Origin of the sequence: Falsiroseomonas algicola (assembly GCF_011040385.1) — a bacterium.
GTDB classification, from domain to species: domain Bacteria; phylum Pseudomonadota; class Alphaproteobacteria; order Acetobacterales; family Acetobacteraceae; genus Falsiroseomonas; species Falsiroseomonas algicola.
The window spans coordinates 1-18,023 of the sequence record NZ_JAAIKB010000007.1 but is presented as its reverse complement, the minus strand read 5'-3'; the positions used below and the strand labels follow the sequence as shown (position 1 = coordinate 18,023).

The 18,023-nt window shown below is 71.6% G+C and carries 9 protein-coding genes; 6 read left to right on the top strand and 3 right to left on the bottom strand.

Going from position 1 to position 18,023, the window contains the following annotated elements; all coding sequences use genetic code 11:
* Positions 1-296 precede the first annotated feature (296 nt).
* The 3 genes from G3576_RS17435 to G3576_RS17425 all read left to right on the top strand — a co-directional run bounded on the left by G3576_RS17435 (position 297) and on the right by G3576_RS17425 (position 8,420).
* The gene (locus G3576_RS17435) at positions 297-6,086 is read left to right on the top strand and encodes a glycosyltransferase (protein WP_164695720.1); all 5,790 of its coding nucleotides are present in this window, start codon (positions 297-299) and stop codon (positions 6,084-6,086) included.
* 123 nt (positions 6,087-6,209) lie between these two features.
* Entirely contained in the window at positions 6,210-7,547 is a 1,338-nt protein-coding gene (locus G3576_RS17430; RefSeq protein WP_164695719.1) for a UDP-glucose dehydrogenase family protein, read from the top strand.
* A gap of 81 nt (positions 7,548-7,628) precedes the next feature.
* Positions 7,629-8,420: a tellurite resistance TerB family protein gene (locus G3576_RS17425; protein WP_328729282.1), complete on the top strand. Its 792-nt coding sequence runs from the start codon at positions 7,629-7,631 to the stop codon at positions 8,418-8,420.
* 8 nt (positions 8,421-8,428) lie between these two features.
* Here G3576_RS17425 and G3576_RS32325 read toward each other — a convergent pair whose 3' ends face one another.
* The 3 genes from G3576_RS32325 to G3576_RS17410 are packed head-to-tail and all read right to left on the bottom strand — an operon-like array spanning position 8,429 to position 11,712.
* Positions 8,429-9,265 carry an acyltransferase gene (locus G3576_RS32325; RefSeq protein WP_164695717.1) on the bottom strand — a complete coding sequence of 279 codons (837 nt, stop codon included), beginning with the start codon at positions 9,263-9,265 and terminating at the stop codon, positions 8,429-8,431.
* A gap of 9 nt (positions 9,266-9,274) precedes the next feature.
* Positions 9,275-10,351, bottom strand: a complete 1,077-nt coding sequence (locus tag G3576_RS17415) for a UDP-N-acetyl glucosamine 2-epimerase (protein WP_164695716.1) — start codon at positions 10,349-10,351, stop codon at positions 9,275-9,277.
* Positions 10,348-11,712: a nucleotide sugar dehydrogenase gene (locus G3576_RS17410; protein WP_164695715.1), complete on the bottom strand. Its 1,365-nt coding sequence runs from the start codon at positions 11,710-11,712 to the stop codon at positions 10,348-10,350. Before G3576_RS17410 ends, G3576_RS17415 begins: the two co-directional genes overlap by 4 nt.
* A 206-nt stretch (positions 11,713-11,918) precedes the next feature.
* Between G3576_RS17410 and G3576_RS31810 the strand changes: the two genes are divergently transcribed.
* From G3576_RS31810 to G3576_RS17400, 3 genes are all read left to right on the top strand, one after another.
* Positions 11,919-13,436, top strand: a complete 1,518-nt coding sequence (locus tag G3576_RS31810; protein ID WP_235952167.1) for a Y-family DNA polymerase — start codon at positions 11,919-11,921, stop codon at positions 13,434-13,436.
* Positions 13,437-13,438: 2 nt separating this feature from the next.
* On the top strand, positions 13,439-16,861 hold the full coding sequence (locus G3576_RS17405) for an error-prone DNA polymerase (protein ID WP_328729281.1): 3,423 nt from the start codon (positions 13,439-13,441) through the stop codon (positions 16,859-16,861).
* Positions 16,862-16,975: 114 nt separating this feature from the next.
* Complete coding sequence (locus G3576_RS17400) at positions 16,976-17,881, top strand: manganese catalase family protein (protein ID WP_164695713.1); 906 nt, start codon at positions 16,976-16,978, stop codon at positions 17,879-17,881.
* Positions 17,882-18,023: the final 142 nt, after the last annotated feature.

The window sequence follows — 18,023 nt, the reverse complement described above, 5'->3', positions numbered from 1 at the left end:
AATCATCAACCACAACCCTGGGATGCCATGGCGATTGCATTAAGAGTCGCTCTCAGGGCTGGCAACGCCATCACGCTCCGCGTTAAACAGCCCGGCGTGCCACAGCCAGCCTCCCCACCCCTGATCGAACCAGGCGATGCCAGAACGGAATCGCGGCACGGTTGCCGGGTCGTGACCAGCATGTTCACTTCACCGGCTTGCCGGCTGCCGGGCATCCACCCGGACGGCGACCTCCACTCCCTCCGGCCCCTCGGGGCCAGGCAGGCCTCGCGGTAGACCTTGGGACGAATCGACGCATGACAACGGTGAACATCGTCACGTCTGACCGTGGCTGGATCCTGGAGAAGCTGGCCTCCGAAGTCGCCGACCGCCTTCCCTACGTCACCTTCGGCGATGGCCGCGATCCCAAGGCGGCCATCCAGTACTACGTCACCTATTCCTGCCGCGGGCAGCGCCTGTCCCCCGTCGAGGTCGCCTATTTCGCCCATCTGGAGCCGGAGGGCCCGGCCTACGACCAGTTCTTCAATGTGGCGAGGGAGGTGGAGCACTGCATCTGCCATGCCCGCCTCTATGAAGGCGTGCTGCGCGACGCAGGCATCGGACACGTCACCACCATCTCGCCCGGCGTGGATACGGAGACCTTCAAGCCGAAGCTCCGCATCGGCGTCGTCGGCCGCACCTACCACACCGGCCGGAAGGGGGAGCACCTGGTCGCCGCGGTGCAGGACATCCCGGAGATCGAGTGGTCCTTCACCGGCACCGGCTGGCCCGGCCCCGCCCTGGAACTGCCCGGCGCCGAACTGCCGGACTACTACCGCAGCCTGGACTACGTGCTCGTCCCCGCCCTCTATGAAGGCGGCCCGATGTGCGTGGTGGAGGCGCTGGCCAGCGGGACGGAGATCATCGCCCCTGCGATCGGCTGGGTGCCGGAATTCCCGCATGTCGAATACCAGGTGGGCGACGTGGCGGACCTCCGCCGCGTGCTGCTGGAGCTGGTGGAGAAGAAGCGGGCACTGCGCGCCTCCGTCATGGACCGCACCTGGGATGCCTGGGCGGAGGGGCATGACCGCGTCTTCCAGGCGCTGGCGAAGCAGCACGGCATCACGCTGAGCGCGCCGGAGACCAAGGCCCGCCGCGCCGACCGCCCGCGCAAGGTCGGGCTCTTCCTGCACGGGAACGAGAACAAGTCACAGGGCGGCCCCACCGTCCGCGTGCCGCGCCTGGCGCGGGAACTGACGCTGTCGGGCATCGAGACGGAGCTCCGCGTCCATCCCGCCGCCAAGGGCTTCGGCGACCTCGACCTGGTGCATGCCTTCAACACCTGGTCGCCCTGGTCGGCGCTGGACCTGCTGCGCCGCGGCCGGCAGGCGGGCCGGCCGCTCGTCTTCTCCCCCATCTTCCTCGACCTGACGCGCCGCGACCTGTGGCAGGAGAAGCTGCCGAAGCTGCTGGCGGATGCCGAGCCCGGCGCCGCCACCGACGCCGCCCTCGCCCCCTTCATCGCCGAACTCCGCGCCCGCCGCGCCAGCGACGAACCGGGCGCCGAGGCCGTGCCCGGCTTCCACGCCGCGGTGCGGGAGATGGCGACGCTCTCCGACCACATGATCTTCCTGAGCGAGCGGGAGCGCACGCGCCTCGCCCGCATCGGCGCGCCGGTCGAACACGGCACGGTCGTGCACAATCCCGTCGACGCGAAGCTCTTCGCCGATGCCGACCCCGCGCTGTTCGAGCAGGAATACGGCCTCAAGGACTTCGTGCTCTGCGTCGCGCGGATCGAGGCGCGGAAGAACCAGGTCATGCTGGTCCATGCGCTGCGCGACACCAACCTGCCGATCGTGCTGATCGGCCACACCGCCAACCAGCCCTATCGCGACATCCTGGAAAAGCACCGCACGCCCAACGTGACGGTGATCGACCGGCTGCCGCCCAACTCCCCCCTCCTCGCCTCCGCCTTCGCCGCGGCGCGCGTCGCCGTGCTGGCCAGCTGGGCGGAAGGCGCGCCGCTGGCCGCCCTCGAAGCCGCCGCCTCCGGCGCCAACCTGGTGCTGAGCGACGAGAGCGGGGAGAGCGAGTATTTCGGCGACCGCGCCCGCTACTGCGACCCGGGCGACCCCGCCTCCATCCGCCGCGCCGTGCTGGAAGCCTATGAGGCGCCGCTCGATGCCGCGGGGATCGCGGCGCAGAAGGACTTCATCGCCACCACCTACAGCTGGGAACGCCACCGCGACGGCACGGAAGCCGTCTATGCCAAGGCGATCGGCAGCGCCAAGGCCCGCGCCTCCGCAATGCCGGAACGCGCGGCCATCCTGCCGCGCGCGCTCGCACCCTCCGGCAGCCAGGACGTCGCCTCGGCGGGCGACTACAAGCCCGTCACCATCGTCTATGACGTGACCACCAGCGCCAACCACAGCGGCCGCTGGACAGGCATCGCGCGCGTCGAAGCCGCGCTGGCGCTGGCGCTGCGCGCCGATGCGCGCGCCGACATCCGCTTCATCGCCTGGAACAACAAGGCCAAGCAGTTCGTCGAGATGCCGTTCGAGGGCATCCGCGCCGGCAAGCTGTCCCGCCTGCTGGCGCATTACGACGACAACCCGCCGCCCCTGCTCTCCCTGCCCGCCGGCGCGCACTACATCGTCCCCGGCAGCGGCTGGATGCAGAACGCGCTCTATGCCGAGAACGTGGTGGCGCTGGCCCGCCTGCACCGGCTGCGCCTGACGCCCATCATCCACGACATCATCCCGACCAAGTTCCCCTTCTGGTTCAACGAGGGCTATGCCCCGGTCTTCGAACAGAACCTGACCATGCTGCTCGACGGCGCCGACCAGATCGTCGCCATCTCCCAGGCCACGCGCCGGGACGTGGAGGAATACGGCGCCCGCATCCAGGGCCTCTTCATCCCCGATGTCGTCGTGCTGCGCGAAGGCGACGAGATCCAGCAGATCCTGCACGCGGAGGACCCCAAGGCCACCGCGGCGATCGAGAAGCAGTTCGGCCGGAAGCCCTTCGTGCTGACCGTCGGCGCCATCCACCAGCGCAAGAACCACAAGCTGCTCTACGACGTGTGGCTGAAGCTGGCGGAGCGCATGGGCCCGCGCTGCCCCCACCTCGTCATCGTGGGCGGCGTCGCCTGGAACGGCCATGACGTGGCCCGCGCGCTGCGCGGCGACGCCCGCCTGAAGGACCACGTCACCATCCTCGATGGCGTCGATGACCTCGTGCTCGACTGGCTCTACGAGAACTGCCTGATGACGGTCTATCCCTCACTCTATGAGGGCTGGGGCCTGCCGGTCGGGGAGAGCCTGCGCCACGGCAAGCTCTGCATCGCCGCCGACACCTCCTCGGTGCCGGAAATCGCGCCTGGATTGGTGGAGCTGCTGGACCCGCTGGATGTCGCGGCCTGGGCCACCAAGCTGCAATTCTACGCCGGCAGCCGCACCGCCCGCGCCGCGGCGGAGGCGAAGATCCGCGACGGCTACCGCCCCTTCGGCTGGAACGAATCCGCCGAACACCTGCTGGACCTGCTGGCGGACAGCCAGGACCGCGCCCGCCCGCCGCGGCCCTATACCCTCGGCGCCGTCGTCAACTTCGCCGACCGCGTGGCGGCATCGCGCATCCGCGGCGGCGGCTGGCACCCGCTGGAACGCTGGGGCTGCTGGGCCAACCATGTGCGCAGCGAACTCCTCTTCGAACCCGGCGTGCCCCCCACCGAACCGCTGGTGCTGATGGCGGAGGCGCGCGCCCTCTCCTTCCCCAACACGCCCTTCGAGGTGCGCGTGCTCGCCAATGGCACGCCGGTGGCGCGCTGGAAGATCCGGGGCGGGGACCTGCAGGTGCTGCACGCCGTGGTGCCGGCCGCCCTCGCCGCCCGCGGCAAGATCGTGCGCATCGAGTTCGAGAGCAGCACCCTCACCCCCGTGCGCCAGGTCAGCAAGTCCGACGACCCGCGCCTGGTCGGGCTCGGCATCGCCAAGGTCGCGCTGGCGCAACTCTCCGGCGTGAAGGATGCCAGCGCCTATTTCGGCGCGCCGCCCAAGCTCGCCCATCGCGTGACGCTCGGCCAGCCCTATGGGCTGGGGGGCGAGACGCCGATCCAGCCCTTCCTGGCCGGCGCCTGGGGCACGCGGTCGGGCTGGGGCATGATCAGCACGGATCTCCGCCCGCGCCTCGAATTCTCGGTCTCCGCGATGCCGGGCCGCGACCTCGACATCGATCTCCGGCTCCGCCCGGTCGCGACCGCGGCCGCGCCGCTCCTCCTGCTCGCGCTCGCGAATGGGGAGGAGGTGGGCGCCTGGACCTTCACCAGCGACGCCCCCGCCACCGTCACGCTGCGCCTGCCCGCCACGCTCCGCGCACGGTCGGAACCCATCACCATCGACCTCGTGGCGGCCGATGCCCGTGCGCCCAAGGCGCTGGAACTGGGCGCGGCGGAGGAAGGCTACGGCTTCGGCGTGATCGGCTTCGTCGCCCGCCTCGCCGGCACCAGCCCCACCCGCGGGCGACTCGCGGTGGCACCCGGCGGCACCCTCGCCATCACCTCCAGCCAGCAGGCGACGGAGCTTGCGGCGCTGCGCGCGGCACTCGGCTTCGACTGGCACGCCCCCGAACGGGTCGCGACCTGGAGCTTCGGCGACACCGCCATCCTGCCCCTGCAACTGGGGGAGGAGGCGGCGCAGGACGGCGCCCTGCTGTCGCTCGACGTGGAGGGCTTCAGCCCCGCCCCCGGCGCGACGGCGGTGAACGTCGTCGCCTCGGCCGGCAGCCGCGTGCTCGGCCGCTACGCGCTGGAAGCCGGGAAGATGGGCGCCATCGACGTGCCGATCCCCCCGCATGCCGTCGATGCCGAGGGCGCGGTGGACCTGACCCTCTCGGTCGATGCCGCGCTGTCGCCCTTCACCGTCAAGGGCTCCACCGATGAACGCCCGCTCGGCCTCCGCCTCGCCCGCGTCGCGCGTCGCCCGCTGCCCGTCCTCCGCAGCGGCCGCATCCTGAAGTTCGGCGCCGACCCCGCCACCAAGGCGCAGGAGGAGGAAGCCGCCATCACCATGCGCGGCGAGTGGTATCCGGCGGAGCATTCGGGCTGCTGGAGCCGCGGCGATGCCGGCGGCCTGGCCATAGCGCCCGTGGTCGGCGACGACCAGGCCTGGAGGCTCTTCGTGCTCTGCCGCACCATCGCCGGCACCCCCGCGGAACCCGCGGTGGTGGAGGTGGAGCTGAACGGCACGCTGCTGGACCGCTGGGAATTCACCGGCGACCGCACCGTGCTGGCGGAGGTGCGCGGCCTGGCGGAGCGCCTGGGCGACACGCCCGTCGCGACGCTGTTCTTCCGCCGCCGCGGCGCCGTCTCGCCGAAGGAAGCCGGCATCAACAATGACGGCCGCCTGCTCGGCATGCAGCTGACCGCGGCGCTGCTGGTCGGCCCCGGCACCAATGAACGCAAGGCGCGCGATCGCTTCGCCACCGCCGGCCTCGGCCGCCACCGCCTGCTGCAGGAGGTGGAGCGCCCGCCGGAGCCCGAGCCCCCGCCCCCGCCCCCGCCGCCCCCGGCGCCGGAGCCCGAGCCGGAGCCTGTGGCGCAGGAAGTCGCCGCCCCCTCCGTCGCCGAACAGGCCGCCGCGGAAGCGACCGAGGCGCCGGCCCCGCCCGCCGTGCCCAAGCTCAGCACCATGCTGGACTTCTCGGTCGACGGGCAGATGGAAGGCGTCGCCCTCTCCGGCTGGTTCGACCCGGAACCGGATGGCCGTTGGTCGCATGCCGAGACGGCGGAGATCCGCCTGCCCCGCCCGGCGGAAGCCGGCCAGACGCTCAGCATGGAGCTGTTCGGCCGCGTCTTCGGCACCCAGGTCAGCGGCCCCGCCATGGTCGAGGTGCGGGTGGACGGCGTCGCCGCCACCACGCTGCGCTTCGAGAATGACGACTTCACCCACCAGAAGGTGGAGATCGACTGCGCCCGCCTCAGCCGCGATGGCACCGAGGTGCCCGTCAGCCTGCGCCGCGCCGCCGCCGTCTCCCCGGCCGAGGCCGGGGAGGGCAATGACGAGCGCAAGCTCGGTGTCCTGGTGCACACCCTCGGCGTGGTGTGGCAATAGACCGCTGGCCGGGCGTTAACCCCGCCCGGCGATGATCCCGGAAGGCGCCGACCGGCGCCTTTCCCCCGCTTGGTCCGCATTCCGGGCTCCCCTCGCCCCCGGCCGGACAGATGGAGCACTGCCATGCGCGTGACGATGATTGGTTCCGGCTATGTCGGCCTGGTCTCCGGGGCCTGCTTCGCGGATTTCGGGCATGAGGTGATCTGCGTCGACGTGAACCAGCAGAAGGTGGACGACCTGAAGCAGGGCCGGATCCCCATCTATGAGCCCGGCCTCGATGCGCTGGTCGCCAGCAACGCCGCCGCCGGCCGCATCTCCTTCACCACCGACCTCGCCAGCGCGGTGGCGGAAGCGGACGCCGTCTTCATCGCCGTCGGCACGCCGTCGCGCCGCGGCGATGGCCATGCCGATCTCAGCTATGTCCGCGCCGCGGCGAAGGAGATCGCGCAGGCGATCACGCGCTACACCGTCGTCGTCACCAAATCGACCGTCCCCGTCGGCACCGGCGACGTGGTGGAGCGTATCATCCGGGAAACCCGCCCGGACGCCGAATTCTCCGTCGTCTCCAACCCGGAATTCCTGCGCGAGGGCGCCGCGATCGAGGATTTCAAGCGCCCCGACCGCGTCGTCATCGGCGCGAATGAGGAACGCGCCAAGGCGGTGATGGCGGAACTCTACCGCCCGCTCTCGCTCAACGCCGCGCCGATCCTGTTCACGGATCGCCGCACGGCGGAGCTGACGAAGTACGCCGCCAACGCCTTCCTCGCCACCAAGATCACCTTCATCAACGAGATCGCCGATCTCTGCGAGGAAGTCGGCGCCGACGTGCAGCTGGTGGCGCGCGGCATCGGCATGGACAAGCGCATCGGCTCCAAGTTCCTGAACGCCGGCCCGGGCTATGGCGGGTCCTGCTTCCCGAAGGACACGCTGGCGCTGATCCGCAGCGCGCAGGATTACGGCGTCTCGCTCCGCGTCGTCGAAAGCGTCGTCGCGGTGAACGATGCGCGCAAGACGGCGATGGCGCGCAAGGTGGTGCGGGCCTGCGGCGGTTCCGTCCAGGGCCGGACCGTCGCCGTGCTCGGCCTGACCTTCAAGCCCAACACCGACGACATGCGCGACGCGCCCGCCATCAACATCATCGATGCGCTGCAGCGCGCGGGGGCGAAGATCCGCGCGCATGACCCGGTCGGCATGGACCAGGCCAAGGCCGTGCTGCACAACGTCACCTACACCGACAGCGCCTATGACTGCGCGACGGGCGCCGATGTGCTGGTGCTGGTCACGGAATGGGATGCCTATCGCGCGCTCGACCTCAAGCGCCTGCGCCAGGTGATGAAGGGCGCCGTGATCGTGGACCTCCGCAACGTGTACCGGGAGGAGGAAGTGGCCCGCGCCGGCTTCGACTACATCCGCGTCGGCGCCATGCCGAAGCTCGGCAAGGTCAGCGTCGCGGCGGAGTGAGGGTCATTCCCTCAACCAAAGATGACGCTCACGTCATCTTTGGTTGAAGGGGCGCGCGGGCGCTCCAACCTCCGCCTCATGATGAACGCGAAATCACTGCTCGACAGCTTCCTCGGCCAGGCGCGGGGCGCCGCTTCCCAGGCCAATGCGCCGGGTGGCCTGGTGGACCCCGCCGCCGCAGGCGGCCTGCCCGCCGCCGCAGGCGGCCTGATGGATCGGGCGCGGGGCGCGCTTGGCGGCATCGACCGCGGCAGCTTCGCCGGCGGCGCCGCGGCGGGCGGCATCCTCGGCATGGTGCTGGGCGGCAAGCGGCTGCGGAAGATGGGCGGCGGCGTGCTCAGCCATGGCGGCGCCGCCGTGCTGGGCGCGCTGGCGCACCGCGCCTGGCAGAACTGGCAGCAGGGCCAGGCGCCCGCCACCGCCCCGGTCGTCACCCCGTCCGCCACCCCGGCGGACGCCGCGGCGCTGCCTCCCGCCTTCCAGCCCGGTGCCACCCCCGCCGCCGACGGCCAGCCCTTCGAACTCGCCCTGATCCGCGCCATGGTCGGTGCCGCCAAGGCCGATGGCCATGTGGATGCGGCGGAGCGCAACCGCATCGTCGAACGGGTGGAGGCGATGGGCCTCGATGCCGAAGCCCGTGCCTTCGTCTTCGATGCGCTCGAACAGGACATTCCCGTCTCCGCCATCGCCGCCGCGGCCGGGACGCCGGAGCAGGCGGCGGAGCTCTACCTGGCCGCCCGCATGGCCATGGACCCGGACCAGCCGGCGGAACGCGCCTGGCTCGGCGCGCTTGCCCATCGCCTGAAGCTGGACCCGGGCCTGGCGGCGCATCTCGACCGCCAGGCGGATGCCGCGCCCGCTTCGGCGGGCTGACGCCGTCGTCAGTCCTCGGCGTCCGTCGTCGCCGTCCCGCCCGCCGGGGCGGCGCCCTCCACCACCTCCGCGATCCGTGCCGCGATGCGCCTGGCATCCGGCCGGCTCGCCCGGCTCCAGGTCACGCCCTGCCGCAGCACCCGCGCCGGCACGCCGGCCACCAGCGTGCAGGGGGCCACATCCGCCGTCACCAGGCTGCGCGCCCCCACCGCCGATCCCCGGCCGATGGTGACGCCCTTCATCACCACCACGTCCCGCGCCAGCCAGACATGCGGCTCCACCACCACATCCTCCGGCATGTTCACCTGGCACCCGCCCGCGATGTCGAGGATGGCGTGGCTGTCGGAGGTGCGAAGCTGCACGCCGTAGGAGATCATGCACCCCGCGCCGATGGCGATCCGCCGTCCCTCGCCGTCCAGCAGGCAATCCAGGCTGTTGGCCGACCCCTCCGCGCCCTGGATGAACAGGTTGCCGAGGCCGTTCATCGTGAGCTTGAGGTTGACCGTGCCCGTCGTCCCCCCCAGCACCACCACGCCACGGTGGCCGCCGACCGTCAGCGCGGCACGGCAGCGGTCGCTCCGCGGCCCGAGCAGGATGGCATTGCCGGATGCCTGGCGCAGCAGGCGCAGCGTCACCTGCCCCACCGTGCCGGTACGCGGCAGCCAGACCCAGTTGTCCGCGCCCGCCGCCCCCGTCACCGCCACGCCCCGCGCCGCCAGCGCGGCGATCCCGCCGGGCGAGAGGTCGAAATCCACCATGTCTGCGGGCTCGGGCAGGCCGGCGCGATCCGCGCCCAGCAGCCCCGACCGGTAAAGCCCATCGGGGTCCTTCGGCGCGTCGATCATGCCGGCAGGCTATCCGCCGATCAGCAGCTCCGCCAGATGCGCCCGGATGCGCGCCCCCACCTCCCGGTCCCAGAGCGGCACCGGCAGGGCCCGTGGCCAGGCGCCGGCCAGCACCTCCGCCACCGCCGGCACCAGCGTGGCCGGTGAGACCAGGCGCCCGCTGGACAGCGTCAGCGGCCGTTCCGTGCTGTCCCGCAATGTCAGGCAGGGGGTGTCGAGCAGCATCGCCTCCTCCTGCACGCCGCCACTGTCGCTGGCCGCGAAGGCGGCGCCATCCAGCAGCGCCACGAAATCGAGGTAGCCGAGCGGCGGCAGCACCCGCACCCCCGGCGGCGGCTTCAACCCGAAGGACTGCATCCGCAGCCGGGCGCGCGGGTGCATCGGCCAGGCCAGCGGCAGGTGGCGGGCCACTTCCGCGATCGCGTCGAGCCAGTCGCCGAGGCGGGGCGCGTGGTCCACATTCTCCGCCCGGTGCAGCGTCACCACCCCGTAGCCGCCGCGCAGCAGCCCGGACGGCAAGGCGCGGGCGCGGGCGCGATCCAGGCTGTGCAGCAGCGTGTCCGCCATGGTGTTGCCCACGGCGCGGACGCGCATGGGGTGGTGGCCGGTCGCCACCAGCATCGCCGCATCGGCCTCGTTCGTGGTCCAGAGGATGTCGCTGATGGCATCGACGGCGCGGCGGTTGATCTCCTCCGCCATCGCCCAGTCGCCGCCGCGCAGCCCGGCTTCCAGATGGGCCACGGGGATGCCCATCTTCCGCGCCGCCAGCGCCGCCGCCAGCGTGCCATCGACATCGCCGACCACGACGACCAGCCCCGGCCGCTCTACCCGCCAGGCGGCCTCGCAGGCCATCATGGTGCGGCCCGTCAGCTCCGCATGGCTGCCGCCCGCGACGCCGAGCGCGATATGCGGCGCCGGCAGGCCGAGGTCGCCGAGGTGCTGGCCGAACAGCGCGTCGTCATGGTGCTGCCCGGTATGCAGGATGCGCGGCGTGCAGAAGCCGTCATCCCCGCCGAGCGCACGCCACAGCGCCGCGATCTTCGGCAGGTTCGGCCGCGCGGCCGCGACCAGGTGGAGGAGCCTCACGCCTTCACGATGTGCGGGCCGTGCACGCCGGCCCGCGCGCAGGCATTGCGCGTATCCACCACCAGCCGCGCCGCGCGCGCGATGGCGGCGTGGTCCACCGCGTCATGGTCCGTCGCCACCAGCACCGCGTCGTAGCGCGCCACGCTCCCTGCATCCGCCGGCACGGACCGCCGCCCCGCGAGTTCCGGATGCTCCCGCGTGCGCGGCACCTCCGGCACATGCGGGTCGTGGTAGTCCACCCGGGCGCCGCGGGCTTCCAGCAGCCGCGTCAGCACCAGGGACGGGCTTTCGCGCAAATCGTCCACGTTGCGCTTGTAGGCCATGCCGAGCAGCAGGATGCGCGCCCCGTTCAGCCCCCGCCTTGCCTGCCGGTCCAGCGCCTGGGCCAGCTTCTCCACCACCAGGCGCGGCATCAGCGTGTTCACCTCGCCCGCCAGTTCGATGAAGCGCGTGTTGACGCCGAATTCCCGCGCCTTCCACGTCAGGTAGAAGGGATCGATCGGGATGCAGTGGCCGCCGAGCCCGGGGCCGGGCTGGAAGGGCATGTAGCCGAAGGGCTTGGTGGAGGCCGCCTCGATCACCTCCCACACATCGATCCCCATCGCGTCGTAGATGGTCTTGAGCTCGTTCACGAGGGCGATGTTGACCGCGCGGAAGATGTTCTCCGTCAGCTTCACCGCCTCCGCCGTGGCGGCGGAGGAGACGGGCACGACGCGGGAGACGATGCCGGCATAGAAGGCGCAGGCGAGGTCGAGCGCCACGCGCCCGTCCCCCCCGACCACCTTCGGGATGGCCGCGGTGGTGAAGACGGCGTTGCCGGGATCCTCGCGTTCCGGCGAATAGGCCAGCAGGAAGTCGAGGCCGCTGCGCAGCCCCGTTTCCTCCAGGATCGGCTTCACCAGTTCCAGCGTGGTGCCCGGCCAGGTGGTGGATTCCAGCACCACCATCTGCCCGCTGCGCAGCCGCCGCGCGATGGCGCGGGCCGTGCCCTCGACGAAGGAGAGGTCGGGCTCCCGGTGCCGGTCGAGCGGCGTCGGCACGCAGATGAGGAGGATATCCGCCTCCTCCAGCCGGTCGAAATCGGTGGTGGCCTGGAAGTCGCCGGCGGCGATGGCGTCGCCGAGCGCGGCATCGCCGATATGGCGCAGCGGCGACCGGCCGCCGTTCAGCCCCGCGACCTTCGGCGCATCGATGTCGAAGCCGATCACCCGGTGGCCGGCGCGGATGGTGGCGAGCGCCAGCGGCAATCCGACATAGCCGAGGCCGATGACGCCCACGATGGCGTCCCTTGCCTCGATCCGCCGCAGCAGGTCGGCGGCGGCCAGGGGGATCGATCCGGCCGCCGCATTCGTATCGGGCATCCTGCCTCGTCTTCGCCGGGTCTCGATGGCCGCCCGGTCACCTCACGGTTCCGTGATGAAACCGCGTCTGTTCGGTATACGCAACCCTGGGGTGATTATTGTCACCCGATTCCGCCTCGATGGAGAAGTATTGCGGCTTGATCGCCACACCCGCCATGAGTACAAATAGCGAACATTAGCCATGGCAGCCCGGGATGACCGCCACAATGACCGTCACCACGATGGGCGCCGGCACCGACCTGCCCCTCGAATCGTCCGCCCGCCGCCATTTGGCCCTGCTGCTGCCTTCCCTGCCCGTGGACCGGCTGCGGCGCCTCGGCCTGGAAGGCCCCGTGCTGCTCTGGCAGGGAATCGGGCCCCGCCGCGCGGTGGTGGCCTGCGATGGCGTGGCCGGCATCCGCCCCGGCCAGGCGCTGGGCGATGCCCGGGCCGTGGCGCCGGAGGCGCAGGCGCTGGAGGCCGATCCCGCCGCCGATGCCCTGTTCCTCCGCGACCTCGGCCTCTGGTGCCTGCGCTTCACGCCGCTGGTCGCGACGCGTGGCGCCGATGCCCTGCTGCTCGACATCGCCGGCGCCGCCCATCTGGCAGGGGGAGAGGCCGCGCTGATGGCCCGCGCCACGGCCGGCCTGGCGCGGCTCGGCGTGCAGGCCCGCGGCGTCGTGGCCGATGCCGCCGCCGCCGCCCTGGCCCTGGCGCGCGGCGGGCGGGACGGGCTGGTGGTGGCCCCGGGCGGGGACCGGGAGGCGGTGGCGGCCCTCCCCCTCTCGGCCCTGCCGATCGATCCCGACACCGTCGCGGCGCTCTCGCGCCTCGGCCTGCGGCGTGTCGCGGACCTGCACCGCCAGCCCCGCGGCCCGCTCTCCCGCCGCTTCGGCGCGGCGCTGCTGCGCGCGCTGGACGAGGCCTCCGGCCTGCTCGATACCCCCATCACGCCGCTCCGCCCGCCCCCGGTCTTCGAGGTGTCGCGGGAATTCCTGGAACCCATCGCGACGCGCGCCGGCATCGATGCGGTGATGCCGCTGCTGCTCGATGCCCTCTGCGCCCGGCTGACGGCCCAGTCCCAGGGCGCGCGGCGCCTGGTGCTACGGGCGCATCGCGTCGATGGCGGGGTGCAGGAGATCGCGATCGGCACCAGCCTCGCCAGCCGCGATCCCGCGCATCTCGCCCGCCTGTTCCGCGACCGGCTGGATGCGCTGGAGCCCGGCCACGGCTTCGAACGCATGGGCCTGGCCGCCGCCGTCACCGAACCCCTGACCGGCCTGCAATCCGGCTTCGCCGGCGCCGGCGCCGCCGCGCGGCAGGAGGAGCTGGCCCGCCTCTTCGACCGCCTGGCCCAGCGCACCCAGCTTTGGCGCCTGGCACCCCGCCCCTCCCACTGGCCGGAGCGGGAGGCGATGCGCGTCGCCGCCACCGCCGCCGTCACGGTGCCGGAAGGCTGGCCCCGCGCCATGCGCCCCGTCCGCCTGCTGCGCCGGCCGCGGGAGGTCTCGGCCATGGCCCTGCTGCCCGACGCACCGCCGCAGCTGCTGCGCATCGGCAACCAGGCGCTGCGGGTGCGCGCGGCGGAGGGGCCGGAGCGGCTGGAGCCCGAATGGTGGCGCGACCCGCCCGGCCGCCAGGCGCGGGACTATTACCGCGTGGAACTCGCCACCGGCGCCCGCCTCTGGGTCTGCCGCCTCGGCTTCGGGGCGGAGGCGCGGTGGTTCATCCATGGGCATCTCTAGGCGTGTTCGCCGAACTCGCCGCGCTGTCGAACTTCACCTTCCTCGAAGGCGCCTCCCACCCCCGCGAACTCGTCGCCGCCGCCAAGGTGCTGGGCATGCCCGCCATCGGCATCGCGGACCGCAACTCCGTCGCCGGGCTGGTGCGCGGCATGGTGGCGGCGGAGCAGGTCGGCATCCGCTACGTCCCGGGCATCCGCCTCGTGCTCGACGACGCCACCGAATATCTCGCCTGGCCGTCGGACCGCCCCGCCTGGGGCCGCCTCTGCCGCATGCTGTCGGAGGCCCGGATGGAAGGCGAGAAGGGCGAGACGCGCCTGACCCGCGATGCCCTCATCGCCGCCGCGGAGGGCCAGGTCCTCGCCCGCATCCCGAACGCCGATCCCGCCCTGGCGCAGCGCCTGCGCGCCGATGCCAATGCCTTCGGCAGGCGCCTCGCGCTCCCCCTCATGCTGGCCGTCGATCATCGCTGCCGCGGCGACGACCAGGCCCGGCTCGATCGCCTGGCGGAGGCCGCGGGCAGCGCGGGGCTCGGCCTCATCGCCGCCGGCGGCGTGCGCTACCACGCGCCTGAACGCCGCCGCGTCGCCGATGTGCTCGCCGCCATCCGCCTCGGCACCACGGTGGAGGAGCTAGGCTTCGCCGCCGAACCCAACGCCGAGGCCCATCTGCTGCCGCCCGAGGAAGTCGCCCGCCGCCTGCCCCGCCATCCGGAAGCCCTCGCCGCCACGCTCCGCGTCACCCGCGCCTGCAGCTTCTCGCTCCGCGACCTCTCCTACGAATATCCGGAGGAGATCCTGGACCCCGGCCTGACCGCCCAGCAGACGCTGGCGCTGCGCGTGGAGGCCGCCTGCCTGGAACGCTACCCCCTTGGCACACCGCCCAAGGTGGCGCGGCAGATCGCGCATGAACTCGCGCTCATCGCGCAGCTCGACTACGCCGCCTATTTCCTGACGGTGCATGAGATCGTGCGCTTCGCGCGGTCGAAGGAAATCCTCTGCCAGGGCCGCGGATCGGCGGCCAATTCCGCCATCTGCTACGTGCTCGGCATCACCGCCGTGCCGCCCGACAAGCACGACATGCTGTTCGAGCGCTTCATCAGCGCCGCCCGCGACGAACCGCCCGACATCGACGTCGATTTCGAGCATGAGCGCCGCGAGGAGGTCATCCAGCACATCTTCTCGAGATACGGCCGCGATCGTGCCGCGCTGACCGCGACCCTGATCCGCTACCGCGAGCGCAGCGCCATCCGCGAAGTGGGCAAGGCGATGGGGCTGACGGAGGACGTCACCGCGCGCCTCGCCAAATCCGTCTGGGGTTCCGGCGACAAGTCACTCAATGACCTCGCCGCCGACAATGGCTATGCGCCGGAGGGCGATCCGAAGCTCCGCATGGCGATGGAGATCGCGGAGGAGGTGCAGGACTTCCCCCGGCACCTCGCCACCCATGTCGGCGGCTTCGTCATCACCAAGGGCCCGCTGATCGAGCACACCGTCGTCGTGAAGGCCGCGATGGAAGGCCGCACCACCATCGAATGGGACAAGGACGACATCGAGGCCTTGCGCATCCTCAAGGTCGATGTGCTGGGCCTCGGCATGCTCACCTGCATCCGCCGCGCCTTCGACCTGATCGAGGGCGCGACGGGCGAAAAATGGACCTTGGCTTCCGTCCCGCAGGACGATCCCGCCACCTACGCCATGCTGCAGCGCGCGGATTCCGTCGGCGTCTTCCAGGTGGAAAGCCGCGCGCAGATGAACATGCTGCCGCGGCTGCGCCCCGCGAAGTTCTACGACCTGGTCGTGCAGGTCGCGATCGTGCGCCCCGGCCCGATCCAGGGCGACATGGTCCACCCCTATCTCCGCCGCCGGAACGGGGAGGAGGAGCCGACCTACCCCTCCAAGGAACTCGAAGGCGTGCTGTCGAAGACGCTCGGCGTGCCGCTGTTCCAGGAACAGGCGATGCAGATCGCGATCGTCGGCGCCGGCTTCTCCCCCTCCCGCGCCGACCAGCTCCGCCGCGCCATGGCGACCTTCCGCAACACCGGCGAGATCTGGAAATTCCGCCAGGACTTTTGCGGCGGCATGGTGGCCCGGGGCTACGAACCCGACTTCGCCGAACGCTGCTTCAAGCAGATCGAGGGCTTCGGCACCTATGGCTTTCCCGAAAGCCACGCGGCGAGCTTCGCGCAGCTCGTCTACATCTCCGCCTGGATCAAGCGCCACCACCCCGCCGCCTTCGCCGCCGCGCTGCTGAACAGCCAGCCCATGGGCTTCTACGCGCCCGCGCAGATCGTGCGCGATGCGCGGGAGCATGGCGTGGCGGTGCTGCCCGCGGATGTCACGCGGTCGGATTGGGACTGCACGCTGGAGATGCCCGCCGCTTCTTCGAATCCCTCTCCCTCTACTGCCCAAAAGCCCTCTCCCCCCGACGGGGGGAGAGGGTTGGGTGAGGGGGGCGCGCGCAGCGCTGGTGGCGAGACAGCGTCGGCGCAGCGCAACGCCAACATCCCACACGATGACGTCTTGGCACGGCCCCCCTCACCCAACCCTCTCCCCCCGCTGGGGGGAGAGGGCTTCAGCGGCACGCCACAGCCCTCCCTCCGCCTCGGCCTCCGCCTCATCGCCGGCCTGCACCAGCACCACGCGGAAGCGCTGACCGCCGCGCGCGCCGAAACCCCCTTCGCCGACATCCCCGACCTCGCCCGCCGCGCGCGGCTCGATCGCGGCGCCATGCAGGCCCTCGCCCGCGCCGATGCCTTCGGCCCGCTGTCGCAGGGCCGCCGCGGTGCCCTCTGGGAAGCGGCCGGCATCGAGGCGCCCCTCCCCCTCTCCGAGGCCCGCGACGCGCAGCTCCCTTTGCTGCCGCCCGAGACCGCCGGGGAGGAGACGGTGCTGGACTATGCCGCGACCGGCCTCTCGCTCCGCCGCCACCCCATGGCGCTGCTGCGCGCCGCCATCCGCGACCGCGGCGCCGTCGATACCCGCGCCCTCACCGCCGCGCGGCAGTCACGCTGGCTGAAGCTCGCGGGCCTGGTGCTGGTGCGGCAGCGCCCCGGCAGCGCCAAGGGCGTGGTCTTCTTCACCGTGGAGGATGAGTTCGGCACCGCCAACCTCGTCCTCTACCCCGATATCGTCACCCGCGACCGCGCCGCCGTGGTCGGCGCCCGCCTGGTCATGGCGGAGGGCCGCGTCGAACGGCATGAGCAATCCGCCGTGCCCATCATCCACCTGCTGGTGAAGCGCCTGCATGACTGGTCCGCCATGCTGGATGGCCTGCATCGCCTCGACGATGACGACCCCGCCTGGAAGCGCACCCTGGCCCGCGCGGATGAGGTGGAGCGCCCCAACCTGCACGACCCCCGCGACCCCGCGATCCGCGACGCGAAACGGAACGCCGCTGCCCTGCCGCCATCCCGCGACTTCCGGTAACGCAACAAGCAGTCCAACACCTAGACTGCCATCTGTTCCCAGCATGCGGAACATCCATGGGCGATCCCGCGCCGCTCGCGTTGCCCCTCCGAACCACCAACGGAGACGCCCCCGATGTTCATGCGCATGGACAAGCTGCTGATCGACCTGCCGGAGCCGAAGCGCGCCGACCCCAACGCCGCCTCCGCCCTGCAGGAGCTGCTCGGCGGCAAGTTCGGGGAGATGTCGACCCTCAACAACTACATGTTCCAGTCCTTCAACTTCCGCTCCAAGTCGAAGCTGCGGCCCTTCTACGATCTGGTCGCCTCCATCACGGCGGAGGAGCTGGGCCATGTCGAGCTGGTGACGAATGGCTGCGCGCTGCTCGCCAATGGCCCGCCCGGGGCGGCACCCAAGGGCGAGCCCGGCGACACGCCCTTCGACATGATGAAGGACGTCCGCGACCCTGGCAGCTTCTTCACCGGCGGCGGCGCCGGCCTGCCCTTCGACAGCAGCGGCCGCCCCTGGAACGGCACCTTCGTCTTCCACACCGGCAATTTGGTGCTGGACCTGCTGCACAACTTCTTCCTGGAATGCGGCGCGCGCATGCACAAGCTGCGCGTCTATGAGACCGTGTCGGACGAGACGGCGCGGGAGGTCTGCGGCTACCTCCTGGTGCGCGGCAGCGTGCACGCCCAGGCCTATGCGCTGGCGCTGAAGAAGATCACCGGCGTGTCGATCGAGAAGATGCTGCCCGTGCCCAACATCCCGCTGGCCAACATCAAGGAATCCGCCAAGTACGAGGCGGAGGGAATCCACCGGCGCCTCTATACGAACAGCCCGGAGGACTACAAGGCGATCGCCGGCATCTGGTCCGAGGACGAGACCACCTATGACGGCACCGGCCCGCTGGTCGTGATGAACGGCCCCCCGGAGTCCGGCAAGATCCCCGACCTCGCCGGCGCCTCCTCCGCCTTCACGCCGGACTATGCGCCGGAGGAGATCTTCGAGATCGCCCAGAAGCTCTGGAAGGCCTCGTAACCAAACCCTCCCTCCCCCGCGCTTCTCCCTCGCCCGCGCCGTGCCTCTCCCTCCCCCGCGCTTGCGCTACGGCATTCACACAACTCGGCTTGCGCAAGGTTGTTTGTGCTGATTCGCTGCTGTTAGAGGCGATGGAGCGGCA

Excerpts from the sequence above, each read along its gene's own strand:
- G3576_RS17410 (WP_164695715.1), bottom strand. The coding sequence starts at position 11,712 with ATGCCCGATACGAATGCGGCGGCCGGATCGATCCCCCTGGCCGCCGCC.
- G3576_RS17435 (WP_164695720.1), top strand. The coding sequence starts at position 297 with ATGACAACGGTGAACATCGTCACGTCTGACCGTGGCTGGATCCTGGAG.
- G3576_RS17425 (WP_328729282.1), top strand. The coding sequence starts at position 7,629 with ATGAACGCGAAATCACTGCTCGACAGCTTCCTCGGCCAGGCGCGGGGC.
- G3576_RS17430 (WP_164695719.1), top strand. The coding sequence starts at position 6,210 with ATGCGCGTGACGATGATTGGTTCCGGCTATGTCGGCCTGGTCTCCGGG.
- G3576_RS17400 (WP_164695713.1), top strand. The coding sequence starts at position 16,976 with ATGTTCATGCGCATGGACAAGCTGCTGATCGACCTGCCGGAGCCGAAG.
- G3576_RS32325 (WP_164695717.1), bottom strand. The coding sequence starts at position 9,265 with ATGATCGACGCGCCGAAGGACCCCGATGGGCTTTACCGGTCGGGGCTG.
- G3576_RS31810 (WP_235952167.1), top strand. The coding sequence starts at position 11,919 with ATGACCGTCACCACGATGGGCGCCGGCACCGACCTGCCCCTCGAATCG.